Here is a 24,737-nt window from a genome sequence, read left to right on the forward strand (position 1 = left end):
TGTTTCATGGCAAGAATCCTTAGAGCGGCAGCGGCGGTCACGGCCCTGTCAACCGTGCTCTCCGCCTGCGGTGGCGGTTCCGGCGGGGACGGTGCCGGCAGGGGCGGTTCCGTCGAGGGCGGTGTGGTCTCGGACACCTCGGGACCGGTCGCCACCCCGACGACAACGGCGACAACGGCGACAACGACAGCCACCCCCGCGGAGACGATCGCCTGGGGCCCGTGCACCGACATCAAGCGGCCCGGCGGTGAGACCCCCGCGAAGCCGGACCCCGCGCAGCAGTGCGGGAAGATCAAGGTCCCGCTCGACTACGCCAAACCGGACGGCGAGTCCATCGAGATCGCCGTCATCCGCGTCAAGGCCACGAATCCCGGCAAGCGGATCGGCTCGCTGGTCTTCAACTTCGGCGGCCCCGGCGCCTCGGGCGTCGACACCATGGCCCAGGCCGCCAAGGCCTTCACCACCCTGAACGGCCGCTACGACCTGGTCAGCTTCGACCCACGCGGGGTCGGCCGCAGCTCCGGTGTCCAGTGCGGGGACAGCGCGGTGATAGAGCGGTTCACCGCGATGGACACCCTGCCCGCCAACGAGACCGAGCGCGCCAGGAGCCGGGAGACCACCAAGGAGTTCGTGACGGCCTGCCAGCGGACCTCGGGCCGGCTGCTGCCCTACATCGGCACCGTGAACGCCGCCGCGGACATGGACCGCCTCCGCGCGGCCCTGGGCGAGAGGCGGCTGAACTACTTCGGCATCTCGTACGGGACGCAGCTCGGCGCGGTCTACGCGACCAGGTTCCCGAAGAACGTGGGCCGGTTCGTGCTGGACGCCCCGCTGGACCCGAGCGTGACCCTGGCGGCGCGCACGATGGTCCAGACGAAGGGGTTCCAGCACGCCTACGACGCCTTCCTGAAGGACTGCGCGAAGCAGCCCCGCGAGTGCGAGATCGGCGGCGACGCGACCATCGCCGACAAGAACGTCATGAAGCTCATGGACGAGCTGAACGACAAGCCGCTCAAGGTCGGCAAGCGCCTCCTGACGCAGGGGCTGGCGGGCACCGGCATCGCCGCCGCGCTGTACTCGCGGATGACCTGGCCGCTGCTGGACCAGGCGCTGGGCCAGGCGATGAAGGGCGACGGGCGGATCCTGCTGGCGCTGGCCGACAGCTACAGCGGCCGCCAGCCCGACGGGAGCTACACGACACTCATGAGCAGCTTCCCCGCGATCAGCTGCGCGGACACCGCGGAGCGGCCCACCCCCGCGCAGCTGACCGCGCTGGAGGACGAGACGCTGAAGGTCTCCCCGCTGTTCGGCGGCGCGGGGATGGGCCTGATCTGCTCGATGTGGCCGACCCCCGGCAACGACGAGGCCAGGCGGATCAACGCCACGGGCTCGGCGCCGATCCTGGTGGTCGGCGGCACCGGCGACCCCGCCACGCCGTACGAGTGGGCTCCGAAACTGACGGCGGAGCTTCGGACCGGCGTGCTGGTGACCTACAAGGGCGAGGGGCACGGCGCCTACCTGTCCGGCAACGCGTGCATCAAGAAGATCATCGACGCCTACCTGATCGACGGGAAGGTCCCGGACCGGGGGATCGTCTGCACCGGCTCGTGACGCCGCCTCTCCCGCGACGCGGCCGCCGCTGAGACGCGACCCGCCGCCGAGACGCCCGGCGGATCCTCGCCGGGCGTCTCGGCGGGCCTCCGTACGGGGTGTACGGGGTGCCCCGGCCTCGGAACAGAGCCCGGACCAGCGCCCGGTCCCGAACCAGGCCTCCTGGCGGGACGACCCGGCCCCGAAGCGGAGGAACCCCAGCCGGCCTCCGGGCGGGACGGCCCGGCCGCGGAACGGGCGGATCTCAGCAGATCTCCAGGCGGGGCAGCTTGGTCTCGAAGCGGAAGCCGACCCTGCCCAGGTGTTTTTCGAGCAGGCCCTTCATGGTCCCGTCCGCGTACATCGCGGTGATCGCTTCGTTGATCCTCCGGCAGGCCACCGGGTCTCCGGACCTGAGCGCGACGCCGTACCTCTCGGTGGTGAGCCTGAGCCCGGCGATCTCGAACCTGACGTCGCGCAGCCGGGCACCGAAGCCGGCGATCAGCAGGTCGTCGCCGACCATGGCGTCGGCGCGCCCGTCGGCCACCTGGGACGCGCACTCCGCGGAGTCCGGCCCCCGCACGTCGACGAAGTCGACGCCCTTCTCGCGGATCATCGTGCCGGTGGTCTGGCCGGGTGACAGGCAGATCCTCTTGCCGCGCAGGTCCTTCAGCGTGTCGATCCTCGCGCTGGCGCGGGCGAGCACGTCGCGGTGGGCGATGTAGTACGGGCCCGCGAAGGCGACACGGCCACGGTCGGCGCCGTCGATCGAGAAGTTGGCGATCACGAGGTCGACCCTGCCCTTCTCCACGTCCCTCTCGCGCTCACCGAACCCGACGGGAACGAACCTGAGCCCGCCGTCGGGCACCTCCAGAGCGGTGGCGAGGTGGGCGGCCACGTCGGCCTCGAACCCCCGGGGCGGGTCCTCGCCCAGCGAGATCCCCGGCAGGCCCTTCCTGAACCCCACCCGGAGCCTGCCGGTGTCCCTGACCCGGTCGAGCAGGGGCGAGCCGGTGGAGACCTTCGCGGTCGGCGTCGGTGAGGACGTGGACGGAGCCGCCGACGGCTGGGCGACCGGCGGGCGGGTGGGCCCGGCCCCCTGCGCGACGCCGAACCTGGCGGCCAGCAGGGCGCCCGCCACCCCGAGGACCGCGATCCCGGCGGCGATCGCGGCGACGGTCGCGGACCGGCGCCGCGTGGGCCGGGCCGGCCTCTCCTGCCTCTCCGGCCTCTCCGCCCGCGTCAGGTCCCCGGTGGCGGCCTGCGCGCCCTCGGCCAGCTCCTCCTGCGAGGCCTCCGGGGTCTCCGTCTCGTCCACCTGGTGGCCGAGCAGGCGTTTCAGCAGCACGTCCGAGGTGGGCCTGAGCCTCTGGTCCTTGTTCAGGCAGGCGGCGACGACGTCGCGCAGCCCGTCGGGCAGGCCGCTCAGGTCGGCCTCGTGGTTGATGACCCGGTTGAGCGTCGCCACGATCGTGTCGCTCCCGAAGGGGGCCCTGCCGGTGGCGGTGAAGACGATGGTCGAGCCCCAGGCGAACACGTCGGCGGGGAACCCCACCCGCTCCCCGGCGATCTGCTCGGGCGCCATGTAGGCGGGGGTGCCGACCGCGCGGGTGGTGATCGTCCCGCTCTCGTCGATGATCTTCGCGATGCCGAAGTCGACGACGCGGGGGCCGTCGGTGGCGAGCATGACGTTGTCGGGCTTGAAGTCGCGGTGCGCGATGCCCGCGTGGTGGATGGCCGTCAGGGCCGTGGCGGTGCCGACGGCGAGGCGGTCGAGCGCCTCCCCGGCCAGCGGCCCGTCGCGCTCGACGATCTCGCGCAGCGAGGGACCCTCGATCAGCTCGCTCGCGATGTAGGGCGCCTCGCCGTCGAGCTCGGCGGCGAGCACCCGGGCGGTGCAGAAGGCGGCCACCCTGCGGGCCGCCGCCAGCTCGCGGGCGAAGCGGGAGCGCGCGTGGGTCTCCTCGGTGAAGCGCACGTGCAGCAGCTTGACGGCGGCGCGCTCGCCGTCCTCGGACTCGCCGAGGTAGACGACCCCCTGCCCGCCCTCCCCCAGCCTGCCCCTGAGCTCGTACGCCCCCAGTCGCGGCGGGTCCCCCGGCCGCAACGGTCTGATCTCCGGCACCGCGGACCCCTCGTTCCCTGTGCTTTGCCAGAACATTACACACCAGGACGGCGGCGATCGCCCTCCCCACCGGACGGCGGACGTAAAGACGAGTTAAGCGAATTCGCTTAAGGAGTGTTTAATAGGGTCTTCGTTATACCTGTTCCCACACGAAGGGAATGGCGATGAACAAATACGTGACAGTGGCGGCGGTCATCTCTTTCACGGTGCTGGCCGGGTGCGGGGGGACGGAGGGCGCGAAGGTCGCCTCCGCCGGGGAAGCGGCCACCACGGCCGCCCCCTCCGCCTCGGCCTCCGCGTCGTCGCAGGCCGACGGGCTGAAATTCGCCCAGTGCATGCGGGAGAACGGGGTCGACATGCCCGATCCCGAACCGGGCGCCGGCAACGTGATGCTGCGCGGCAAGACCGACGACGCGACCCTGAAAAAGGCGTCGGAAGCCTGCCGGAAATACAATCCGATCGGTTCCGGAAAGAAACTGATGAGCGACCCGAAAGCCCAGGACGCCGTCCTGAGGTTCGCCCGGTGCATGCGGGAGAACGGGGTCGACATGAAGGACCCCGACTTCTCGGGGGGCGCGGTCCGCATGGGGGGCGAGGGGATGGACCCGGAGTCGCCGCTGACGAAGAAGGCCATGGAGGCCTGCCAGAAGCACCTGCCCGGCGGTCTCGGGAAGCGGCCGTGAGGCGGGGCGAGGTCCTCGCCGGGACGGCCGCGGCGGTCCTCCTCGGCGCGGGGGGCGTGGCGGCGGTCGCGCTGACCGGCCAGGACGACGTCCCCGCCGCCGCCTCGGCGGCCCCGGCCACGGTGGCGGAGATCACCCGCTCGGACCTGGTGGACACCAAGGCGGTGGACGGTGTGCTCGGTTACGCGGGCCGCAGGGAGCTGCCCAACCACGCCCCCGGAACGGTGACCCGGGTCAGGAAGGAGGGCGCCGTCGTGCGCCGGGGCGGCTGGCTCTACCGGGTGGACGGCAGGCCGGTGATCCTCATGTACGGCGACATACCGATGTATCGCACCCTGTCCTCCGGGATCGGCGGCAGGGACGTCGAGCAGCTGGAACGCAACCTCAAGGCCCTCGGCCACGACCCCGGGACCGTAGACGGCGACTTCTCCTGGCGGACCGAGCGGGCCGTACGGGAGTGGCAGGAGGAGGCGGGCCTGGCCGAGACCGGCACGGTCGGCGCGGCGCAGGTCGCGGTCGCCTCGGGCCCGGTCAGGGTCGCCGAGGTGGTCGCGGAGGCCGGGGCCCCGGCCGGGCGGTCCGTGGTGACCACGACGAGCACGCGCAGGGTCGTCCACGTCGACCTCGACTCCGGCGACCAGCGGCTCGCCAGGATCGGCGCCCGGGTGACGGTGGACCTGCCGGGCGGCGGCGAGGGCAGGGGGCGGATCACCTCGGTCGGCACGGTCGCCGAGCCCGCGCGGCAGAACGGGCAGCCGACCGGCGAGTCCACCGTCGACCTCGACGTCACCCTGGACGACCCCGGCGACCTCGGCCGCCTCGATCAGGCCCCCGTGACGGTGAACCTCCGCAGCGAGCGGCACGCGGACGTGCTCTCGGTGCCGGTCGAGGCCCTGCTCGCCCTGCGCGAGGGCGGGTACGGCCTGCGCCTGGCGGACGGCCGGATCGTCCCGGTCGAGACCGGCCTGTTCGCGGCGGGCCGCGTCGAGGTCTCGGGGAGCGGTCTCGCCGAGGGGATGAAGGTCGAGGTCCCGCAGTCATGAGCCGGAACCTCGACCGACCGTCTCACCTCACCGCGGGGAACTCCGCCGCACAGAGCCCCGCCGTGCAGGAACCCGGCACACAGAACCCCGTCGCGCAGCACTCCAGCGCGCGGGACCCCGTCGCGCAGGAACCCGGCGCACGGGACCCCGGCGCACGGGACCCCGGCGCGTGGGACCCCGGCGCGTGGGAACCCGCCTCCCGGGCTCCTGCCGTACGGGCCGGGCGACGGCCGGTGATCGAGCTGTCGGGGGCGGAGAAGAGCTACCCGGGCGGGGTGCGCGCCCTGCGGGGGGTGGACCTGCGCGTGGAAGCGGGCGAGCTCGTCGCCATCGTCGGCCCCTCGGGATCGGGAAAGTCGACCATGCTCCACCTGATCGGCACCCTCGACCGTCCCTCGGCCGGAACCGTCCGCATCGCCGGGCACGACGCGGGAACGCTCCCCGACAGGGAGCTGTCCGCGCTGCGCGCCCGGCACATCGGCTTCGTCTTCCAGCGGTTCCACCTGGCCGCCGGGGTCAGCGCGCTCGACAACGTCGCCGACGGGATGCTGTACGGCGGCACCCCGCGCCGGGAACGCCGGGAGCGGGCCGCCGAGGCGCTCGGGCGCGTCGGTCTCGGGCACCGGCTGGCCCACCGGCCGCACGAGCTGTCCGGCGGCGAGTGCCAGCGGGTCGCGGTGGCCAGGGCGGTGGCCGGAGGACCGTCGCTGCTGCTGGCCGACGAGCCGACGGGGAATCTCGACAGCTCCTCGGGCCGGGACGTGCTGGCGATCCTGCGCGAGCTCAACGCCTCCGGCACCACCGTGGCGATCATCACCCACGACGAGGAGGTGGCCGCCGCCGCCCCGCGCCGCGTCAGGCTGCGCGACGGCGTGATCGTCGCCGACGAACGGCCTCTCGGCGCGACCCGCGCGCCCCGTACGGAGAACGCGAGGGACGCGGGAAGCACAGAGGGCACGGGAAGCACGGGGAGCACGGGGAGCACGGCATGAGCGCCGGGACCGGGCGTGACCTGGTGCCGGGGCGGCTCGGCTGGGCGGACCTGCTGCGGGTCGGAGCGTCAGGGTTGCGGACCCGGACGGGGCGGGTGGTGCTGTCGGCGCTCGGCATCGCGCTCGGCATCGCCACCATGGTCTCGGTCGTCGGGATCTCCTCCTCCGGCAAGGCCAGGCTCCTCGACGAGCTCGACCGGCTCGGTACGAACCTGCTCACCGTCACCCCAGGCCAGACCCTCTTCGGCGACAAGGCCGCGCTGCCGGAGAGCTCGGTCGCCATGGCCGCCGGGATCGGCCCCGTGACGAGCGCGAGCGCCACGGGCGACACCGGCGAGAGCGTGCGGCGAAGTCCCGCGATCCCCCGGGAGCGCACCGGCGGGATCGCCGTCCGGGCGGCCTCGCCGGACCTGCCGGCCACGCTCCAGACCCGGGTCGAGCGAGGTGTCTGGCTCAACCGGGCGACGGGGGAGCAGCGGGCGGTGGTGCTCGGAGCGGTGGCGGCCTCGCGGCTGGGCCTGCGCGAGGTGGGCGACCAGGTCTGGATCGGCAGGCAGTGGTGGACGGTCGTCGGCGTCCTGGCTCCCTCGCCGCTCGCCCCGGAGATCGACCGGTCCGTGCTGACCGGGTTCGAGGCCGCCCGTACCCACCTGGGCTTCGACGGTCACCCGACCACGCTCTACACCCGCTCGGCCGACGAGGCCGTCGGCGACGTACGGGAGGTGCTGCCCAGGACCGTCAACCCGGAGAACCCCGAGGAGGTGGAGGTCAGCCGGCCGTCCGACGCGCTGGTGGCGAAGGCGGCGGCCGACGGGGCCCTCACCGGCCTGCTGCTCGGCCTCGGCGGGGTGGCGCTGCTGGTCGGCGGGGTGGGGGTGGCCAACACCATGGTCATCTCGGTGCTGGAGCGCCGGGGGGAGATCGGGCTGCGGCGCTCGCTCGGCGCCACCAGGGGCCAGGTGCGCGCCCAGTTCCTGGCCGAGTCGCTGTTGCTGTCCGGCGCGGGCGGCGCCGCGGGGGCGGTGCTGGGGACGCTGGTGACGGTCGGGTACGCGGCCGTGGGCGGCCTGCCCGCCGTGGTTCCCCCCTGGGCCCTGGCGGGCGGTGTCGGGGCGACCCTGCTGGTCGGGACCGTCGCGGGGATCTACCCCGCGATGCGCGCGGCCCGCATGTCGCCGACCCTCGCCCTCAGCACCGCCTGAACGCCCCGCCCTCTCTCCCGGGTCCCTTTCCCTCGTTTTCCCTCGTTCCCTCCCCCGCGCCCCACGGCCGCGTCCCAGATCGGGCAGGAGGTCGGGGAGCGGGGCGCGGGGAGGGGGCGGGGACGGACGCAGGCTGGGGAGAAGGGACCACGGGAGCGCGGAGAGCGGTCGGGGGCGGACGAAAGCCGAGGAGAAGGGAGCGGTCAGGGACGGAGGACCAAGGCCGAGGAGAAAGGACCGTGGGAGCGGCTGGGACGAGCAGGTGCGGGCGGCCCTGACCGAAGACCCCGGGCCCTTTATCCGATGTTTAGCCGCAGGAAAGCAGGATGACGCCATGCGAGTGCTCATTGCGGAGGACGAGCGGGTGCTCGCCGACATCGTGGCGACCGGCCTGCGCCGGGAGACCATGGCGGTGGACGTCGTCTACGACGGCGACGCGGCGCTGGAGCGGGCCGCGGTCAACGACTACGACGTGATCGTGCTGGACCGGGACCTGCCGGTGCTGCACGGGGACGAGGTCTGCCGCCGCCTCGTGGCCGGCCGGGTCCCCGCCAGGATCATCATGCTGACCGCCGCCGGTGACCTGGGCTCGAAGGTGGAGGGCCTGTCGATCGGCGCCGACGACTATCTCACCAAGCCGTTCGACTTCCCCGAACTGGTCGCCCGGCTGCGCGCGCTGGCCCGCCGGTCCTCCCGGTCGGTGCCGCCGGTGCTGAGCAGGGCGGGCATCACCCTGGACCCCGGCCGCCGCGAGGTCTTCCGCGACGGCCGGTACGTGGCGCTGAGCCCCAAGGAGTTCGCGGTGCTGGAAATCCTGATGCGCGCCGACGGCGGCCTGGTCAGCGCCGAGGACCTCCTGGAGAAGGCATGGGACGAGAACATCAGCTACTTCACCAACTCGGTCAGGGTCACCGTGATGACCCTGCGCAAGAAGCTCGGCGCCCCGCCGGTGGTGGAGACGGTGACCGGGTCGGGATACCGGCTTTGACCTCGCGGCGCGTCTCGGTGCGGCTGCGCCTGACCATGGTCTACGGCAGCCTGTTCTTCGGGGCGGGGGTCGTGCTCGTCGGGGTCAACTACCTGTTCGTGCGGGACGTGCTCTCGCGGCCCGTGAAGATGACCTTCCAGGGGATCCCGGAGGCACTGACCTCCCTGAACCCGTCGAAGCCGTCCGTGGCGGTGCCGATCCCCAAGGACACGCTCTTCCTGCGGGCCATCAGCGACGTGCGGGCCCAGTACCGCGAGGACGTGATGGGGCCGATGCTCCAGTGGTCCCTGCTGGCGGTCGCCGTCGTCGGGGTGGCCGGGCTCGCGATCGGCTGGATCGTGGCCCGCCGGGCGATGGCCCCGCTGCAGACGATGACCGAGGCGGCCCGCCGCCTGTCGGAGAGCACCCTGCACGAGCGGATCGCCCTGGGAGGTCCCCGCGACGAGATCCGGGACCTGGCCGACACCTTCGACTCGATGCTGGAACGCCTCGGCCACGCGTTCGACAGCCAGCGCAGGTTCGTCGCCAACGCCTCCCACGAGCTGCGCACCCCCCTGGCGATCAACCGGGCGCTGCTCCAGGTCTCCATGACCGACCCCGAGCTGCCCCGGCAGGTCAGGACGGTCGGCACCGAGCTGCTGAACGCCAACGCCCGCCAGGAACGGCTGATCGAGGGGCTGCTCCTGCTCGCGCAGAGCGAGCGCGAGCCCGCGGAACGCCTGCCCGTGGACCTCGCCGAGCTCGCGGGAAGCGCGATGACCTCCGTTCCCGAGACGACCGCCGACCTGCGCCCGGCTCCGGCGGAGGGCGACCCGGTGCTCCTGGAACGGATGATCGGCAACCTGCTGGACAACGCCGTGAAGTACAACGACGAACGCGCCCTGGTCGTCCTGCGCACCCACACCGACCGCTGGGGAAGCGTCGTCACCGTGGAGAACACCGGCCGCGTCGTCCCCTCGGGCCGGATCGAGGGCCTCTTCGAGCCGTTCCGCCGCCTCGACCGCGACCGCACCGGCTCCGCCGGGGGCGCCGGCCTCGGCCTGTCCATCGTCCGCGCGATCGCCCGGGCCCACCGCGGCTCCGCCGAGGCCCGCCCCCGCCCCGGCGGGGGGCTGGTGGTCACCGTACGGCTGTGATCCCCGGCACCGGCGATTTCCGGTTAAAGATCCGGCGATGGTTGAACAGACAAAACCACCTCGATAACCTGTGGCGACGCATCTCATTGGAGCTCGATGGCCGCACGACCACAACACCCACTGGCCTCACCTCAGAACCCCTCGGGCAAGACGCCCCCGAAGTCCTCGGGTTTCAAGGCCTCAAAAGCGGTCACCATCACCGGGATCGGTGTCGTCTCCCTGCTCCTGATCGGTTACTGCTCCGCGCAGGAGGACTACGAGGAGGTGGGCGCCGAGTGCGTCGACCTCAACAGCCGCCAGCCGGACGGCACCTACGCGGTCGTGGACGAGGACCACTGCGACGACGACAGGCACTACTACGGGTCACGGGGCGCCTACGGCTGGTACTACGGTGGCCTCAGGTCCGGCACCCACATCCGGCAGGGCACCACCGTGCGGCCCTCGGACGTCCACATCACCAGCCGTAAGGGCACGGTGATCCAGCGGGGTGGCTTCGGCGGGCGCGGCGGGTCGGGCGGCGGAAGCTGATCCGGTCCGATGAGCAGCAGGTGAGCAGGAGATGAGACGCGAGACCTCGCTCCCCCGCGACGACTGGGAGAGCGTCATCGAGGGCCACGGCCTGGCCTACCACCGCTCGGCCCATCCCGCGGGCCTCGACCGCCCGTACTGGGACGAGGCCGTCCAGTACGTCTTCTCCATGGACGAGGTCCTCGACCTGGAGAACCAGGTCGAGGAACTGCACAGGATGTGCCTGCACGCCGTGGAGCACGTCGTCGCCAAGGGCCGCTACGCCGACTTCGCGATCCCCGAGTGGCTCGCCCCGGAGGTCGCCGCCTCCTGGGAGCGGAACGACCCGCACCTGTTCGGCCGTTTCGACCTGCGCTACGACGGGACCGGCCCCGCCAAGATGCTGGAGTACAACGCCGACACCCCCACCAGCCTCCTGGAGAGCTCGGTGGTGCAGTGGTTCTGGCTGCGCGACCGCTACCCGGACGACGACCAGTGGAACTCCATCCACGAGCGGCTGATCGCCAGGTGGCAGCAGATCTCGACCGGCCTGCCCACCGGGCCCACGCACTTCGCCTGGACCAACATGGACGAGTCGGGCGAGGAGGTGATGACCCTCGCCTACCTGCAGGAGACCGCGGACCAGGCGGGGCTCAAGACCGTCGCGGTGGCCATGGAGGACATCGGCTGGGACGACCTCAACCTCCGCTTCGTCGACGTGGAGCGCAGGGTGATCCGCTCGCTCTGCAAGCTGTATCCGTGGGAGTGGGCCGTCGCCGACCCGTTCGGGACGCGGGCGGTGCGCCAGCAGGTCTCGACGACCTGGATCGAGCCGCTGTGGAAGATGCTGCTGTCCAACAAGGCGCTGCTCGCGGTGCTCTGGGAGCTGTACCCGCAGCACCCGAACCTGCTGCCCGCCTACCTCGACGGTCCCCGCGACATGTCCTCGTACATAGTGAAGCCGCTGCTCGGCCGCGAGGGCGCCAGCATGCGGATCGTCACCCCCGGCGAGCACGTCGAGACCCCCGGCGGCTACGGCGCCGAGGGATACGTCTACCAGGAGTTCCAGGCGCTGCCCGTCTTCGAGGGCTGGCGCCCCGTGCTCGGCGCCTGGGTCGTCCACGACGAGGCGGCGGGTGTCGGCATCCGCGAGACCTCGGGGTTCATCACCGACGACACGTCGTCATTCGTCCCGCACCGCATCGAACTCTGAGTCCCGAAAAGAGAGACGACACATGAGTCCCACCCCCGTGCCGGCCACGCCGCCCGCGCTGCCCGACGTGACGGTCTCGCTCGCCGAGACCCTCGGGCGCGGCGCGCTCGCGATCGTCTCGTACGCCGCGCTCGGCGTGATCCTGCTGATCATCGGTTTCTACGTGATCGACCTGGTCATCCCCGGCAAGCTCAGCAGGCTCATCAAGGAGGAGCGCAACCCCAACGCCACCCTGCTCACCGGCTCGGGGCTGGCGGCCGTCGGGCTGATCGTGGCGGCCTCCATCTGGTCCTCGGGCGGCGCCCTGCACGAGGGCCTGCTCGCGACGTTCGTCTTCGGCCTGGTCGGCATCGCCGTGCAGACCGTGGCGATGGTCGCGTTCGACAAGGTGGCCGGCATCTCGGTGCGCGAGCTGGTCACGGAGACGGACCTCCAGCCGGGCGCCCGGCTGCTGGCGGTCACCCACCTGGCCATCGGCCTGATCACCGCCGTCGCGGTCATCTGAGCCCCGCGCCCCTCGTTCCGTACGCTCGCGCCCCGAGGGTGTACGGAACGGGATCGCGGCGACGCGCGTGACCCCGCTCGTGCGGGACGTACAAGATCGGGGAGCGCACGCTGTCCGTAACCGCGGCTGGCGCATCTCGCGCGACCTGGCACTCTTAGTGGCGTGAGGGAGCGGAGCGAGCGAGGGTTCAGGCACAGTCACGTCGCGACCGGGGAGGACGGGAGTGATCTCGACTCCGACCGGGTCAGGGAGGACACCACCCGCCGGCTGGAGCGGGCCATGGGCACACTGGGCACGGCGGCGATGTCCCGGATGGACGACCGGCTCATGTGGTTCCGCGCCCTGTCGGCCGAGGACAGGTCCTGGGTCGGGCTGGTGGCCCAGGCCGGGATCGCCGCGTTCGTGGAGTGGTTCCAGCACGCCGGCGAGGGCCGCCCGACGCCCAGCATCGAGTTCTTCGGCACCGCGCCCCGGGAGCTGAAGCGGTCCATCTCGCTGCAGCAGACCGTCGACATCGTGCGGGTCGTGGTCGAGGTGGTCGAGGCGCAGACCGGGGAGCTGGCCGCGCCAGGCGGGGAGGACCAGCTCCAGCAGGCGATGCTCCGCTACACCCGCGACGTCGCGTTCGCCGCCGCGCAGGTGTACGCGCGGGAGGCCGAGGCCCGCGGGGCCTGGGACGCGCGGCTGGAGGCGCTGATCGTGGACGCCCTGGTCAGGGGTGAGGTCGACGACGGCCTGCACTCGTGGGCCGCCGCGCTCGGCTGGACCTCGGCCCCCGTCGTGGTGCTGGCCGGGCAGACACCCGACGACGACCCTCAGGCGGTCATCGACGCGCTGCGCGACCGGGGCCGCAGGTCGGGCCTGGACATGCTGGCCGGGGTGCAGGGCGACCGGCTGATCGTGATCGTGGGCGGGGCCGACAGCGTCGCCGCGGCGGCCAGGCACGTGGTGCCGCGCTTCGGCGCCGGCCCGATCGTGATCGGGCCCGAGGTGGCCGACCTGCACTCGGCCGCCAGCTCGGCGCGGGCGGCGATGGCCGGGCTGCGGGCCGCCGCGGGGTGGCCGGACGCGCCCAGGCCGGTCCACGCCGAGGACCTGCTGGCCGAACGGGCCATCGACGGCGACGGCGACGCCAGGGCACAATTGATCGAGAACGTCTACCTGCCGCTGATCGGCACACCGCTCCTCGACACCCTCGCGACCTACCTGGAGCAGGGCACCTCCCTGGAGGCGACGGCCCGGCTGCTGTTCGTCCATCCGAACACGGTGCGCTACCGTCTTCGTAAAATCACGGAGTTGACCGGCTACCAGCCGACCGAGGGGCGGTCCGCCTTCACCCTCCAGGTGGGGCTGATCCTCGGGCGTCTGTCCGAAACGCCGGTAACCTAGAGCTCTTTACTTAACCTTTGTGAAACTCTCGCTGTAGCTTCCCTACAAAGAAGTAGGGACAAACTTCGTCTGGATCTCTATCCATGTAGTGAACCTCTACAGGGCAGGCTGGATTTTGTGCTCGTCATCGTCGCTCCGGGCCAGGGTGCCCAGACTCCAGGCTTTCTCAGTCCATGGCTCGAACTCCCGGGCGTGGCCGATCGGCTGACCGCTTGGTCGGAGCTGGCCGGCCTCGATCTGATCGCCTACGGGACCACCGCCGACGCGGACGAGATCCGTGACACCGCCGTCGCGCAGCCACTCCTCGTGGCCGCCGGGCTGGCCGTCGCCGAGGTTCTCGGGGCCTCCCCCGACATCGTCGCCGGGCACAGCGTGGGCGAGTTCACCGCGGCCGCCCTCGCCGGAGTGATCACCCCCGAGCAGGCCGTCGACCTCGTCCGCGAGCGCGGCCAGGCCATGGCCAAGGCCTCGACGATCACCGAGACCGGCATGTCCGCCGTCCTCGGCGGCGTCGAGGAGGAGGTCCTCGCGGCCGTCGCCGACAAGGGGCTCACCCCCGCCAACATCAACGGCGCCGGGCAGATCGTGATCGGCGGCACGCTGGAGCAGCTGGCCGCCTTCAAGGCCGAGCCGCCCGCCCGCGCCCGGGTGATCGCGCTGTCGGTCGCCGGCGCGTTCCACACCGAGCACATGGCCTCCGCGGCGAGCCGCCTGCGCGAGGCCACCGCGGGTCTCACTCCGGCCGACCCCTCCGTCACGCTGCTGTCCAACAGCGACGGCGCGGTGGTCACGAGCGGCGCCGAGTTCATGGAGCGCCTGGTCACCCAGGTCGCCAACCCGGTGCGCTGGGACGCCTGCATGGCCACGATGACCGAGCGCGGCGTCACCACGATGATCGAACTTGTCCCCGGCGGCACGCTCACCGGCCTGGCCAAGCGTGCCCTGCGCGGGGTGACTACCGTCGCCCTGAAGACCCCCGACGACCTGGCGGCCGCGAGAGCGGCCCTTGAGTCGCATGAGGAACGGTGATCGACGCATGAAGATCTCACAGGGCGCGCCGGGCGCGAAGATCCTGGCCTTCGGTCACTACCAGCCCTCCAACGTGGTCACCAACGACGACCTGTCGGCGACCATGGAGACCGACGACGCCTGGATCCAGAGCCGCGTCGGCATCAAGGAGCGCCGGATCGCCCCGGACAGCGAGTCCGAGATCGACCTCGCCGTGCAGGCGGGCGGCAAGGCCCTCGCCGCGAGCGGCCTGGCGGCCTCCGACATCGACCTGGTGATCGTCGCCACCTGCACGCTGGAGACGCAGATCCCCAACGCCGCGGGCCGGGTGGCCACGCGGCTCGGCATCGACGCCCCCGGCGCGTTCGACGTCAACACCGCCTGCTCGGGCTTCTGCTACGCGCTCGCGGTCGCCAACGACGCGATCCGCGCGGGCTCGGCCACGCACGTGCTCGTCGTCGGCACCGAGAAGCTCTCCCAGTGGATCGACTGGACCGACCGGGCCACCGCGGTGATCTTCGCCGACGGCGCGGGCGCCGCGGTCGTCGGCCCCTCCGACACGCCGGGCATCGGTCCCGTCGTGTGGGGCAGCGCCGGCGACAAGTTCGACGCGATCATCATCAAGGACCGCGACTCCTTCCTGCACCAGGAGGGCCAGACCGTGTTCCGCTGGGCGACCACCGCGCTTCACCCCATCGCCAAGGAGATCTGCGAGCGTGCCGGGGTGGACCCGGCCGACCTCGCCGCCTTCGTACCCCACCAGGCGAACCTCCGCATCATCGAGTCGATCGCCCGCAAGCTCGGCGCGGACAACGCCGTCGTCGCCAAGGACATCGTCCTGGCGGGCAACACCTCCGCCGCCTCGATCCCGCTGGCCCTGTCCCGGATGATCGAGCGCGGCGAGGTGCGGTCGGGCGGCCTCGCCCTGCTGCTGGGCTTCGGCGCGGGCCTGACCTACGCGGGCCAGGTCATCGAGATCCCCTGAGGCCCCCCGAAAAAGCTTCCGCGCGGCCCCGCCGTACGGGAAACCAGAAGAAACCGATCGCAAGGAGAACACGCGACATGGCTCTGACCGAGCAGGAGATCCTCGCCGGCATCGGCAAGATCGTCAATGAGATCACCGGGATCCCGGCCACCGAGGTCACCCCGGAGAAGAGCTTCGTCGACGACCTCGACATCGACTCGCTGTCCATGGTCGAGATCGCCGTCGCCGCTCAGGACGAGTTCGGCGTCGAGATCCCGGACGACCAGCTCAAGCACCTCAAGACCGTCAAGGACGTCATCAACTTCATCCAGAACTAAGACGTCCCGGCTTCTCCCTCCGACCATTTTGACCAGCGATTCACAAGGAGCGCAGCAGTGAGTACAGACCAGGTACGCGTCGTCGTCACCGGGCTCGGCGCGACCACGCCCCTCGGTGGAGACGTCGCCTCGACCTGGTCGGCGCTCCTCGCCGGTCAGTCGGGGGTAAGCACCATCACCGCCGACTGGGTCGACTCCGTCCCGGTGAAGTTCGCCGCCATCGCAGCCGTGGACCCGACCGAGGTCCTGCCCCGGCCGGAGTCGCGGCGGCTTGACCGGGCCGAGCAGTTCGCTCTGGTCGCGGCCCGCGAGGCGTGGGCGCACGCCGCGATCGACAAGGTCGACCCCGAGCGGCTCGGCGTCGTCGTGGGCAGCGGTATCGGGGGCATCACCACGATCCTCGCCGCCTACGACACCTTCAAGGAGAAGGGCTGGCAGCGGCTCTCACCGTTCACCGTCCCCATGCTGATGCCGAACGGCTCGGCGGGCTGGATCGGCATCGAGGTCGGCGCGCGCGCCGGTGTCCACGCCACGGTGAGCGCCTGCGCCACCGGCGCCGAGTCGATCGGGTACGCCATCGAGATGATCCGCTCCGGCCGGGCCGACGTGGTCGTGGCCGGCGGCACCGAGGCGGCCATCCACCCGCTGAACATCGGCTCCTTCGCCGCCATGCGCGCCATGTCCACCCGCAACGACGAGCCGCAGCGCGCATCCAGGCCGTGGGACAAGGGCCGCGACGGCTTCGTCCTCGGCGAGGGCGCGGGCATCCTGGTGCTGGAGTCCGAGGAGCACGCCCTCGCGCGCGGCGCCACGATCTACGCCGTGGCCGCCGGCGTCGGCTACTCGGCCGACGCCCACCACATCGCGCAGCCCGAGCCCACCGGCGCCGGGGTCATGCTGGCCATGCGCCGCGTCCTGGAGGACGCCGGCATCACGGGCCAGGACATCAAGCACGTGAACGCGCACGCCACCTCCACCCCGGCGGGCGACGTGGTGGAGACGATGGCGATCAAGGAGGTCATCGGCGACCACCCCCTGGTCAGCGGCACCAAGTCGATGACCGGTCACCTGCTCGGCGGCGCCGGCGGCATCGAGTCCGTCTTCACCGTCCTCGCGCTGCACGAGCGCCGCGCGCCCGGAACGATCAACGTGGACGACCTCGACGACGGCGTGGAGGTCGACATCGTTCGCGACGAGCCGCGCGCGCTGCCCGACGGCCAGATCGCCGCGATCAACAACTCCTTCGGCTTCGGCGGGCACGACGTCGCCGTCGCCTTCACCACCCTCTGACAGGTTCACCATCCTCTGACAGGGAGCCCTTGCCGGCCTCCCTTCCGCGACGCGAGCCGGGGAGCGCCGGCCCTCACGGGCCGGGCCTTCCCGCTTCGCGGACGGCCGCTGTCCCGGTCGTCGTCCCGTTCGCCGTTCCGGTGGCGGCGGGGGACGGGGAACCGGCCGGCGGTCTCACCCGGCCTCCACAGGCTTCACATCCCGCCGGCCCAGCGGCAGGTACGGCGGCCCGGCCCTCGACGCCGGGCGGCCGCGACCCTGCCACCATCGTGCGGCGACGCGCCGCGTTTCCCGCCCGGGAGCGACATCCGGGGTCTCCACGCTGGAGGTAGCTGATGACCGCGCTCGACAACAGGACGGTGAGCGAGGAGTCCGGGCAGGATCCTCTCGATCCCCGTGACCCCCAGGTGCGTCTCTCCGCCCTGCTCGACGAGGGCTCGGTTCGCCTGATCTCGCCGGTCGACCGCAGCGGCGTCCTCGCCGCGACGGGCCGCGTGGAGGGTGTGCCGGTCGTCGCGTTCGTCAGCGACGCCCGCGTCCAGGGCGGCGCGATGGGCAGCGAGGGGTGCGAGCACATCATGCACGCGTACGACGTCGCGGTCCGCGAGCGGGTCCCCGTCATCGGCGTCTGGCACTCCGGCGGCGCCCGCCTCGCCGAGGGCGTGGAGTCGCTGCACGCGGTCGGCCGCGTCTTCGCGGCGATGACCCGCGCCTCCGGCGTGGTGCCGCAGCTGTCCGTGGTCGTCGGTCCCGCAGCCGGCGGCGCCGCGTACGGCCCGGCGCTGACCGACATCGTGATCCTGGCCGACGAGGGGCGCATCTTCGTCACCGGTCCCGACGTGGTCCGCAGTGTCACCGGCGAGCGGATCGACATGGCCGGCCTGGGTGGTCCCGAGCCGCACAGCAGGCGAAGCGGTGTCGTCCACGTGGTCACCAGGACCGAGACGGACGCCTACGCGCAGGCCCGCCGCCTGGCGGTGCTCCTCGGTCACCAGGGCCGGGTGCGCGCCGAGGTCGAGGAGGTCGACTTCTCCGGCCTGCTGCCCGAGAACGTGCGCCGCGCCTACGACGTGAAGCCGCTCGTCACGGGCCTGCTCGACGAGCCGGGTGTGGAGCTGCACGCCAAGTGGGCGCCCAACGTCGTCACCACCCTGGGCCGCCTCGGCGGCCGGACCGTGGGCGTGGTGGCCAACAACCCGCTGCGCCTGGGCGGCTGCCTCGACTCCGCCTCGGCGGAGAAGGCCGCGCGGTTCGTCCGGATGTGCGATGCCTTCGGGGTGCCGCTGGTCGTCCTGGTGGACGTCCCCGGCTACCTGCCGGGCGTCGGCCAGGAGCACGACGGCGTGGTCCGCCGGGGCGCCAAGCTCCTGCACGCCTTCGCCGAGGCCTCCGTGCCGCGGATCACCCTGGTGACCAGGAAGGCGTACGGCGGCGCCTACATCGCGATGAACTCCCGCTCGCTGGGCGCGACCAGGGTGTTCGGCTGGCCGACGACCCAGATCGCGGTCATGGGCGCGGTCGCCGCGGTCCGCGTCCTCAAGCGCCGCGAGCTCGCCGCCGCCCCCGAGGAGGAGCGCGCCGCCCTGGAGGCCAGGCTCGCCGAGGAGCACGAGATCCTCGCCGGCGGCCTCGACCGGGCCGTCGAGCTCGGCGTGATCGACGAGGTCATCAAGCCCGGGGAGACCCGGGGCGCCATCGCCAGGGTCCTGGCCCAGGCGACCCCCGCCAGGGGCGCCCACGGCAACATCCCCCTCTGACGGCCGTTCGACGAGCCCTCGCCGGTCCCGCCGGCGGGGGCTCGCCCGTTTCCCGCCGCCCTTCCCCCGCGGCGGGAGACGCCTCCGCGCGGTGACACCGCCCCCGGAACAGGACGACCGTGGCCGGACGGCCCGCGAGAGCCGTCCGGCCAATTCCGTTCAAGTCCATTCAAGTCCGTTCAAGGGGTCACGAACGGCCACGCGGGGCCGCGAGGATGTCCCCACCGGACCGCCGGAGACGGCCGCCGGGCACGTTCCAAACCCGTGTCCGGGGCGGCCGTCCTCCGCGAGAGAGCGGACCGTGTCGGCGGGACGGGCCCGGTCAGACGGCGGCGTGCAGCCAGCGGACCGGAGCGCCCTCGCCCGCGTAGCGGAACGACTCCAGCTCGGCGTCCCACTGTTTGCCCAGCAGGCGGTCGAGCTCCTCCTCCAGCACCACGCGGCCCTGGCGGGCCATCAGCATCGCGGAGCGCAGCCGGTCCTCAGGGATCAGGATGTCGCCGGTGGCCCCGACCACGGCCGTGAAGGCGCCGAGGGAGGGGGTGTAGGCGTGTCTGGTCCCGTCGGCACCCGGTGAGGCGTCCTCGGTGATCTCGAAGCGGATCCGCTGCCAGCCCATCAGCGACGAGGTGATGGCCGCCGCGGTACCGACACGGGCCTCCCACTCGGCCTGCGCGCGCACATGACCGGGCGCGGCGGGCTGCGCCGTCCAGGTCAGGTCTACGGGCACGCCAAGGACACCTGCGACCGCCCATTCAATATGAGGGCACAGCGCAGGTTGAGCCGAGTGGACGTAAAGCACGCCACGAGCAGACACCGGACCTCCCGTTTCGTACGAGGTGCGCCTTCCCCAACGGCCTCATACCAGGATGATCACAAGTGACTGAAGGAGAGACTACCGTCGGTTGTGACGCCGCACCAGAGGGGGGTCATACCGAGATGTTGCGGCGCGGGCACTTGGCCGGGGCATCCTCGGGCATGAAGAAAACCCTACGAACTGGTGATCGCCCCCGGAGGACCAGATGAATACCGGTATCGAACGGGTCGAACCCATCCCCGGTTCGCCGGCCCTGATCAAGAAGGGCCAGCTGCTGACCGACGCCTCGGGCCTCGCGGCCACCGCCCGCTGGGCCGACGCCGTCACCGAGACCGGGGGAATCTACCGGGTGCGGCTCTCACCGGGCGTGGACGTCTGCGACCTGGTGGCGTCGGTACGGGCACGGGGCGTCCCGGCCTCCCCCAACCACGTCCTGACGGGCCAGCCGCTCTACTTCGGGGGACCGGCCTCCCGCCCCTTCCCCCGCGCCGCCCTCCCGGCGCCCGAACCCGTCCCGGCCGGGCCCTCGGCGGGCGCCGTGACGGTGGCGCTGGCCGACACCGGCCTGGCCGAGCACCCCTGGTGGCAGGAGAGGCCGTGGTTCCTGGAACGGGGACGGGAGGCCGCCGAGACACCCGACTCCGACGGCGACGGCGAGCTGGACCTCCAGGCGGGGCACGGCACGTTCGTCGCCGGGCTGATCCTGCGCTCGGCCCCGCTGGCACACCTGCGGCCGATCCGGGTGCTGGACGGCCACGGCGTCGGGGACGAGGCCGGGCTGCTGCACGTCCTGGGACGGCTGCGGGCCGAACCGCCGCGGGTGCTCAACCTGTCCTTCGGCGGGCACACCTTCGACGACCTGCCCTCCCCGCTCGTGGAGACCGCCCTGGAGGGGCTGGCCGGTACGGTCACGGTGGCCTGCGCGGGCAACACCGCCTCCGACCGCCCCTTCTGGCCCGCCGCCTCACCCGGGGTGATCGCCGTCGGGGCACTGGACGCCGTCGGGGAGGAGAGGGCCCCGTTCTCGGCGTACGGCCCGTGGGTGGACGCGTGCGCCCGCGGCGAGTGGCTGTCCAGCACCTTCCTGGAGCACGGGGCGTTCCAGGGCTACGCGCGCTGGAGCGGGACCTCCTTCGCCACCGCCCTGGTGAGCGGGGCGATCGCCGCGGCGTGCGCGGACCGGCCCTCCCAGGAGGCCGTGAAGCACGTCCTCGACCCGTCGGGAACCAGGCGGATCCCCGATTTGGGAGTCGTCGTGCTCACGCCGGGCTAAAGTCTCACCCAAAGTCTTCACGCGAACACCCAGAGTGTTCTACGCGGTCATGGAGGTGCCGGTGGGCGACCAGCACACGCTTGACGCCATCCTGGTGGACGACCAGGCGGCCTGGGACGAGCTGGTCACCCGTTTCCAGGGATTGCTGTGGTCGGCCGCGCGCGCCTACGACCTGAGCCCGGCGGACGCCGCCGACGCGGTGCAGGGCACCTGGCTGCGGCTGCTGGAGAGCCTGCACACCATCCGCGATCCCGACAGGATCGGCCCCTGGCTGTTCACCACGGCCAAGCGTGAGGCGTCCCTGCTGAGCAGGCGGCACCGGGGCGAGCGGCTGGTCGCCGACCCCGCGGACGCCGAGCACGCGCACCTCGCCCCGGCCGGCATCGGGCAGGCCCACGCCGATCCCGCGCTGGCCGTGCTGAGCGCCGACGAGGGCCGCCGCCTCTGGCAGGCCGTCGACGAGATGCAGGAGCCGTGCCGCTCGCTGTTCCGGCTGATGGCCACGGCCCCCGACGCGGGCGTCCACCAGCTGGCCGGGCGCCTGGGCATGCCCAGCGGCAGTTACGGCCCCACCCGGGGCCGCTGCCTGAACCGACTCCGCACCCTGCTCACCGCCCGGGAGGCGACACCGTGACACGGCATCCGACGGCGATCGACGACGAGTCCCTGATAGCCGCGCTGCGCCTGGCCTCGGGGAGTGACCCGGTGCCCGCGCGGGTGACGACCGCCGCCCGCGCGGCCTTCGGCCTGCGGCTGCCCGACGCCACCACGGCCCGCCCCGTGGTCACCCCCGTGCCGCGAGGCGTCCGTTCCGCCGAGGAGCCCCGGCTGCTGAGGTTCACCGCCGGCGGGCTCACGGTGGAGCTGGAGGTCACCTCCCTGGACGGCCTGGTCGACCTGGCGGGCCAGATCTCCCCCTGCCCCGAGGCGGGCACGCTGGTCGAGATCCGCACCCTGCACCTCACCGAGTCGCGCGCGCTGTCCCCGACGGGCCAGTTCGCCGTCACCGGCCTGCCGCCTGGCTGGTTCAGCGTGGTGTGCCACCGGCCCGGGGGCTCCCCCGTGGTCACCAGCTGGACCCGGATCCGCCCGTAGGTGACCGCCGACGAGGCGCTCGCCGCCGCCGAGCACGCGGTCGACCTCTCGGGCAGCGATCCGGCCCGCGCCCTCGCTCTCGCCCGCACCGTGCTCGCCGCGCTTCCCGCGTCCTGCCGGGAGGCGACCGGCCGGATCGGCCCGGCGGGGGGCCCGGGCGGCGCCCGGGACGGTGGCGTCTCGGCCGACGGTGCCACGAAGCACGATTCCGAGGACGGCATACCGGCCGACGGTGCTCCGGAGTGGGGCCCGGAGGATGGTTCGTCGGCCGGTGACGCCCCGGAGCATGGTGCGGAGGGTTACATACCGGTCGGCGACGCTCTGGGGCGCGACTCCGGGGGTGGTCCCGACGTTGGCGTGATCGCGGGCCGGGTCGCGGGGTGCGGGCACTGCGAGGCCGAGGCGGTGGCGCACCGGGCGCTGGCGGTGGCGGCGCGCGAGCTGGGCGACCTGCCGTTCGCCGAGGAGCGGCTGCGCCGGGCGGTGCGGATCGCGCTCTCTGCGGGGTTGCCGCACCGGGCGGCGCAGGCGCGGCTGTCGCTGGTCCACGTCCGTACGGAGCTGGGACACCCGGAGCAGGCGCTGGACGTCGCCCGCGACGCCGAGCCCGGCCTGACCCCGGCCGAGGTGGGCAAGCTCGGCGTGCACCGGGCCGTGGCGCTGGCGCGGCTCGGCCGCTACCGCGAGGCCGTCGACCACTGCGACCGGGCCGTTCCCGTCCTCGGCGGCGACGTCAGGTTCCTCGCCGGTGCGATGCTGAACCGCGGGCTCGCCCGGGTGTTCCTCGGGGAGTTCGGGGCGGCGGAGGCCGACCTGAGCCGGTGCGCGGAGCTGGCGAGGGACGCGGGCCTGGAACACGTTCTCGCGCTCGCCGAGGGCAACCTGCCGTTCCTGGCCGCGCGGCGCGGTGACCTGCCCGCCGCGTTCGGCGCCTACCGGCGCGCGGAGAGCGTCCTGGTCGGCTACCCGGAACGACTGGCGACGGTGCGCTGCGACCTGGCCGAGGCCCTGGTCGGCGCCCATCTGCCCGGCGAGGCGCGGGTGCTGCTGGAGATGGCCGTTCCCGAGCTGGCGGCGGCGGGCGCCGGCACGGCCCTGGCCGAGGCCCTCCTCCTGCTCGCCAGGGTCGAGCTGCGCACCGGTGATCCGCGCCGTGCCCGGGAGAGCGCGGAGCTGGCGGCCCGCGAGCTGGCCGCGCAGGGACGGACGGTGCTGGCTCCGGTCGCCGAAGAGATCGTCCTGCGGGCACGGCTCGCACTCGGCCCGCCCTCGCCGGAGCTGCCCGCCGCGATGCTCTCGTGCGCCGACGCCCTCGACGCCGCCGGGCACGGGGACACCTCGGCGGCGCTCAGGTTCACCGCCGCCGAGGTGTCCCTCGGGCTGGGCGACCGGCCGTCCGCCGAGGACCAGCTCGCCCTCCTGGCCCGCTCGGGCCGCGGGGTGGTCGCCCTCCAGGCGACGGCGCTGCGACGATCCCTGGCGGGAGACCGCAGGGGGGCGTTCGCCGCGGTGCTGGCCGGGCTGGCGGAGGTGGGCGCGGGGACGAGGACGTTCGAGGATCCGGCGGTACGCGCGCACGCGGCCAGGGCCGGTGAGCCGCTGGCCGGGTTCGGGCTGGCCCTGGCCATGCGGACCGGGCGGGGCCGCGCGGTCCTGGCCTGGGCCGAGCGGTGGCGCGCGGTCACCGGGGGCGCCGGCCGGCCGCTCGCGCCCGGTCTGGCCGCGCTGCGGGCGGCGCTCGGGGAGTCGGTCCTGGTGGAGTTCGTCCGCCACGAAGGTGATCTGGCCGCCGTCGTGGTCGCCCGGGACCGCGTGACGCTGCGCCGCCTCGGCCCGTTCCAGGCCGTCGCCGAGGCCATCGTCCGTCTCCGGTACGGGCTGCGCAGGACGCACCTGCTCGACGGGAGCGCCCCCGACCCCGGCGCGGAGGCCGCGGAGCTGGAGCGGCTCCTCTTCGGCTCGCTGCGCGACCGGCTGGGCGACCGGCCGCTGGTGGTCGTGCCGACGGGGACGTTGCACACCCTGCCCTGGCCGCTGCTGCCGATGAACGCCGACCGGCCGGTGACCGTGGCGGCCAGCGCCGCCGCCTGGCTGGCCGGGTGGCGGGTGCCGGCCGTACGGGAGGGCAGGCGGGCGGCGATGCCGGTGGTGGTGGCGGGTCCGGGGCTGCGGTACGCGGAGGCCGAGGCCCGCATGGTCGGCGAGTGCCATCCCGGGACCGAGCGGGTGGCGGCGCGGCGGGCGGAGGTGATGTCGGCGCTGGAGCGGGCCGACATGGTCCACCTGGCCGCGCACGGGATGTTCTCCCCGCGCAGCCCGCTGCTGTCGAGCATCGACCTCGACGACGGCCCGCTGATGGCGTACGACCTGCTGCGGCTGCGCACCCCGCCCGCGCTGGTGGTGCTGTCGGCGTGCGACGCGGGGATGGCGCACGCCCCCGCGGACGGGGCGCCCCTGGGACTGGCGGGCACGTTCCTGTCGCTGGGGACGCGGTGCGTGGTGGCCAGCCTGGTGCCGGTGCGCGACGAGGAGACGCTGACGCTGATGACCGCCTTCCACGGGGCGCTGGCCGCCGGTGACCCGCCCGCGCGGGCGCTGGCCGTCGCGAGCGGGAAGACCGGCGTGGCGGGCTTCGTCTGCTTCGGATGCGGCGACCGGCCGGTGGCGAACGGCCCGGAGGAGCCGGTCGCCACGAACGGTCGGTAAGCGGCGATCGGCCTGGGTGAGCCGGTCACCCAGGACGGCCGGTAGGTGGCGGCCAGCCGGGAGGAGCGGGTCACTCGGAGCGGCCGGTGAGTGACGACCGATCCGAAGGGACCGGT

23 protein-coding genes are annotated in these 24,737 nt (G+C 73.0%); 20 read left to right on the top strand and 3 right to left on the bottom strand.

Annotated features, from left to right (window positions below):
- Positions 1 to 6: 6 nt before the first annotated feature.
- Positions 7 to 1,611, top strand: coding sequence for an alpha/beta hydrolase (locus ACSC1Q_RS29270; protein ID WP_436761908.1), 1,605 nt, complete (start codon positions 7 to 9; stop codon positions 1,609 to 1,611).
- 244 nt (positions 1,612 to 1,855) lie between these two features.
- Here the strand turns inward: ACSC1Q_RS29270 and ACSC1Q_RS29275 are convergent, their stop codons facing one another.
- Complete coding sequence (locus ACSC1Q_RS29275) at positions 1,856 to 3,715, bottom strand: serine/threonine-protein kinase (protein ID WP_436761909.1); 1,860 nt, start codon at positions 3,713 to 3,715, stop codon at positions 1,856 to 1,858.
- A gap of 133 nt (positions 3,716 to 3,848) precedes the next feature.
- Entirely contained in the window at positions 3,849 to 4,073 is a 225-nt protein-coding gene (locus ACSC1Q_RS29280; protein ID WP_436761910.1) for a hypothetical protein, read from the bottom strand.
- Between ACSC1Q_RS29280 and ACSC1Q_RS29285 the strand changes: the two genes are divergently transcribed.
- From ACSC1Q_RS29285 to ACSC1Q_RS29355, 15 genes are all read left to right on the top strand, one after another.
- A complete protein-coding gene (locus ACSC1Q_RS29285) occupies positions 4,072 to 4,398 on the top strand; it encodes a hypothetical protein (RefSeq protein WP_436761911.1) in 327 nt (108 codons plus the stop codon). The two genes, ACSC1Q_RS29280 and ACSC1Q_RS29285, sit on opposite strands and share 2 nt — an antisense overlap.
- Positions 4,395 to 5,441, top strand: coding sequence for a peptidoglycan-binding protein (locus ACSC1Q_RS29290; RefSeq protein WP_436761912.1), 1,047 nt, complete (start codon positions 4,395 to 4,397; stop codon positions 5,439 to 5,441). Before ACSC1Q_RS29285 ends, ACSC1Q_RS29290 begins: the two co-directional genes overlap by 4 nt.
- 62 nt (positions 5,442 to 5,503) lie before the next feature.
- A complete protein-coding gene (locus ACSC1Q_RS29295) occupies positions 5,504 to 6,433 on the top strand; it encodes an ABC transporter ATP-binding protein (protein WP_436761913.1) in 930 nt (309 codons plus the stop codon).
- Positions 6,430 to 7,635 (top strand): ABC transporter permease, encoded by a 1,206-nt coding sequence (locus tag ACSC1Q_RS29300; RefSeq protein ID WP_436761914.1) that lies wholly within the window; start codon positions 6,430 to 6,432, stop codon positions 7,633 to 7,635. Before ACSC1Q_RS29295 ends, ACSC1Q_RS29300 begins: the two co-directional genes overlap by 4 nt.
- Before the next feature lie 334 nt (positions 7,636 to 7,969).
- Entirely contained in the window at positions 7,970 to 8,623 is a 654-nt protein-coding gene (locus tag ACSC1Q_RS29305) for a response regulator transcription factor (RefSeq protein WP_436761915.1), read from the top strand.
- Entirely contained in the window at positions 8,620 to 9,759 is a 1,140-nt protein-coding gene (locus ACSC1Q_RS29310) for a sensor histidine kinase (RefSeq protein ID WP_436761916.1), read from the top strand. The genes ACSC1Q_RS29305 and ACSC1Q_RS29310 overlap by 4 nt, the downstream gene beginning before the upstream one ends.
- Before the next feature lie 96 nt (positions 9,760 to 9,855).
- A complete protein-coding gene (locus ACSC1Q_RS29315; RefSeq protein ID WP_436761917.1) occupies positions 9,856 to 10,287 on the top strand; it encodes a hypothetical protein in 432 nt (143 codons plus the stop codon).
- A 31-nt stretch (positions 10,288 to 10,318) separates the two neighbouring features.
- On the top strand, positions 10,319 to 11,479 hold the full coding sequence (locus ACSC1Q_RS29320) for a glutathionylspermidine synthase family protein (RefSeq protein ID WP_436761918.1): 1,161 nt from the start codon (positions 10,319 to 10,321) through the stop codon (positions 11,477 to 11,479).
- A 22-nt stretch (positions 11,480 to 11,501) separates the two neighbouring features.
- Entirely contained in the window at positions 11,502 to 11,984 is a 483-nt protein-coding gene (locus ACSC1Q_RS29325) for a DUF350 domain-containing protein (protein ID WP_436761919.1), read from the top strand.
- A 279-nt stretch (positions 11,985 to 12,263) separates the two neighbouring features.
- Positions 12,264 to 13,373 carry a PucR family transcriptional regulator gene (locus tag ACSC1Q_RS29330; protein ID WP_329094158.1) on the top strand — a complete coding sequence of 370 codons (1,110 nt, stop codon included), beginning with the start codon at positions 12,264 to 12,266 and terminating at the stop codon, positions 13,371 to 13,373.
- Between the two features lie 117 nt (positions 13,374 to 13,490).
- A complete protein-coding gene (locus ACSC1Q_RS29335) occupies positions 13,491 to 14,402 on the top strand; it encodes an ACP S-malonyltransferase (protein WP_436761920.1) in 912 nt (303 codons plus the stop codon).
- A gap of 7 nt (positions 14,403 to 14,409) precedes the next feature.
- Positions 14,410 to 15,366 (top strand): beta-ketoacyl-ACP synthase III, encoded by a 957-nt coding sequence (locus ACSC1Q_RS29340; protein ID WP_436761921.1) that lies wholly within the window; start codon positions 14,410 to 14,412, stop codon positions 15,364 to 15,366.
- A gap of 77 nt (positions 15,367 to 15,443) precedes the next feature.
- Positions 15,444 to 15,683, top strand: coding sequence for an acyl carrier protein (locus ACSC1Q_RS29345; protein WP_344896124.1), 240 nt, complete (start codon positions 15,444 to 15,446; stop codon positions 15,681 to 15,683).
- A 57-nt stretch (positions 15,684 to 15,740) separates the two neighbouring features.
- Complete coding sequence (gene fabF, locus ACSC1Q_RS29350; RefSeq protein WP_436761922.1) at positions 15,741 to 16,973, top strand: beta-ketoacyl-ACP synthase II; 1,233 nt, start codon at positions 15,741 to 15,743, stop codon at positions 16,971 to 16,973.
- Between the two features lie 335 nt (positions 16,974 to 17,308).
- Positions 17,309 to 18,730: an acyl-CoA carboxylase subunit beta gene (locus ACSC1Q_RS29355; protein WP_436761923.1), complete on the top strand. Its 1,422-nt coding sequence runs from the start codon at positions 17,309 to 17,311 to the stop codon at positions 18,728 to 18,730.
- Positions 18,731 to 19,052: 322 nt separating this feature from the next.
- Here the strand turns inward: ACSC1Q_RS29355 and ACSC1Q_RS29360 are convergent, their stop codons facing one another.
- Positions 19,053 to 19,547 carry a DUF3145 domain-containing protein gene (locus ACSC1Q_RS29360; protein ID WP_436761924.1) on the bottom strand — a complete coding sequence of 165 codons (495 nt, stop codon included), beginning with the start codon at positions 19,545 to 19,547 and terminating at the stop codon, positions 19,053 to 19,055.
- Positions 19,548 to 19,752: 205 nt separating this feature from the next.
- Between ACSC1Q_RS29360 and ACSC1Q_RS29365 the strand changes: the two genes are divergently transcribed.
- The 4 genes from ACSC1Q_RS29365 to ACSC1Q_RS29380 all read left to right on the top strand — a co-directional run bounded on the left by ACSC1Q_RS29365 (position 19,753) and on the right by ACSC1Q_RS29380 (position 24,621).
- Positions 19,753 to 20,820, top strand: a complete 1,068-nt coding sequence (locus ACSC1Q_RS29365) for a S8 family peptidase (RefSeq protein ID WP_436761925.1) — start codon at positions 19,753 to 19,755, stop codon at positions 20,818 to 20,820.
- A gap of 61 nt (positions 20,821 to 20,881) precedes the next feature.
- Positions 20,882 to 21,454 (top strand): RNA polymerase sigma factor, encoded by a 573-nt coding sequence (locus ACSC1Q_RS29370; protein WP_436761926.1) that lies wholly within the window; start codon positions 20,882 to 20,884, stop codon positions 21,452 to 21,454.
- On the top strand, positions 21,451 to 21,915 hold the full coding sequence (locus tag ACSC1Q_RS29375) for a hypothetical protein (protein WP_436761927.1): 465 nt from the start codon (positions 21,451 to 21,453) through the stop codon (positions 21,913 to 21,915). The genes ACSC1Q_RS29370 and ACSC1Q_RS29375 overlap by 4 nt, the downstream gene beginning before the upstream one ends.
- On the top strand, positions 21,916 to 24,621 hold the full coding sequence (locus tag ACSC1Q_RS29380; RefSeq protein ID WP_436761928.1) for a CHAT domain-containing protein: 2,706 nt from the start codon (positions 21,916 to 21,918) through the stop codon (positions 24,619 to 24,621).
- Positions 24,622 to 24,737: the final 116 nt, after the last annotated feature.

It is taken from the genome of Streptosporangium heterodermiicola (assembly GCF_051390675.1).
In the GTDB taxonomy this organism is placed as follows: Bacteria; Actinomycetota; Actinomycetes; order Streptosporangiales; family Streptosporangiaceae; genus Streptosporangium.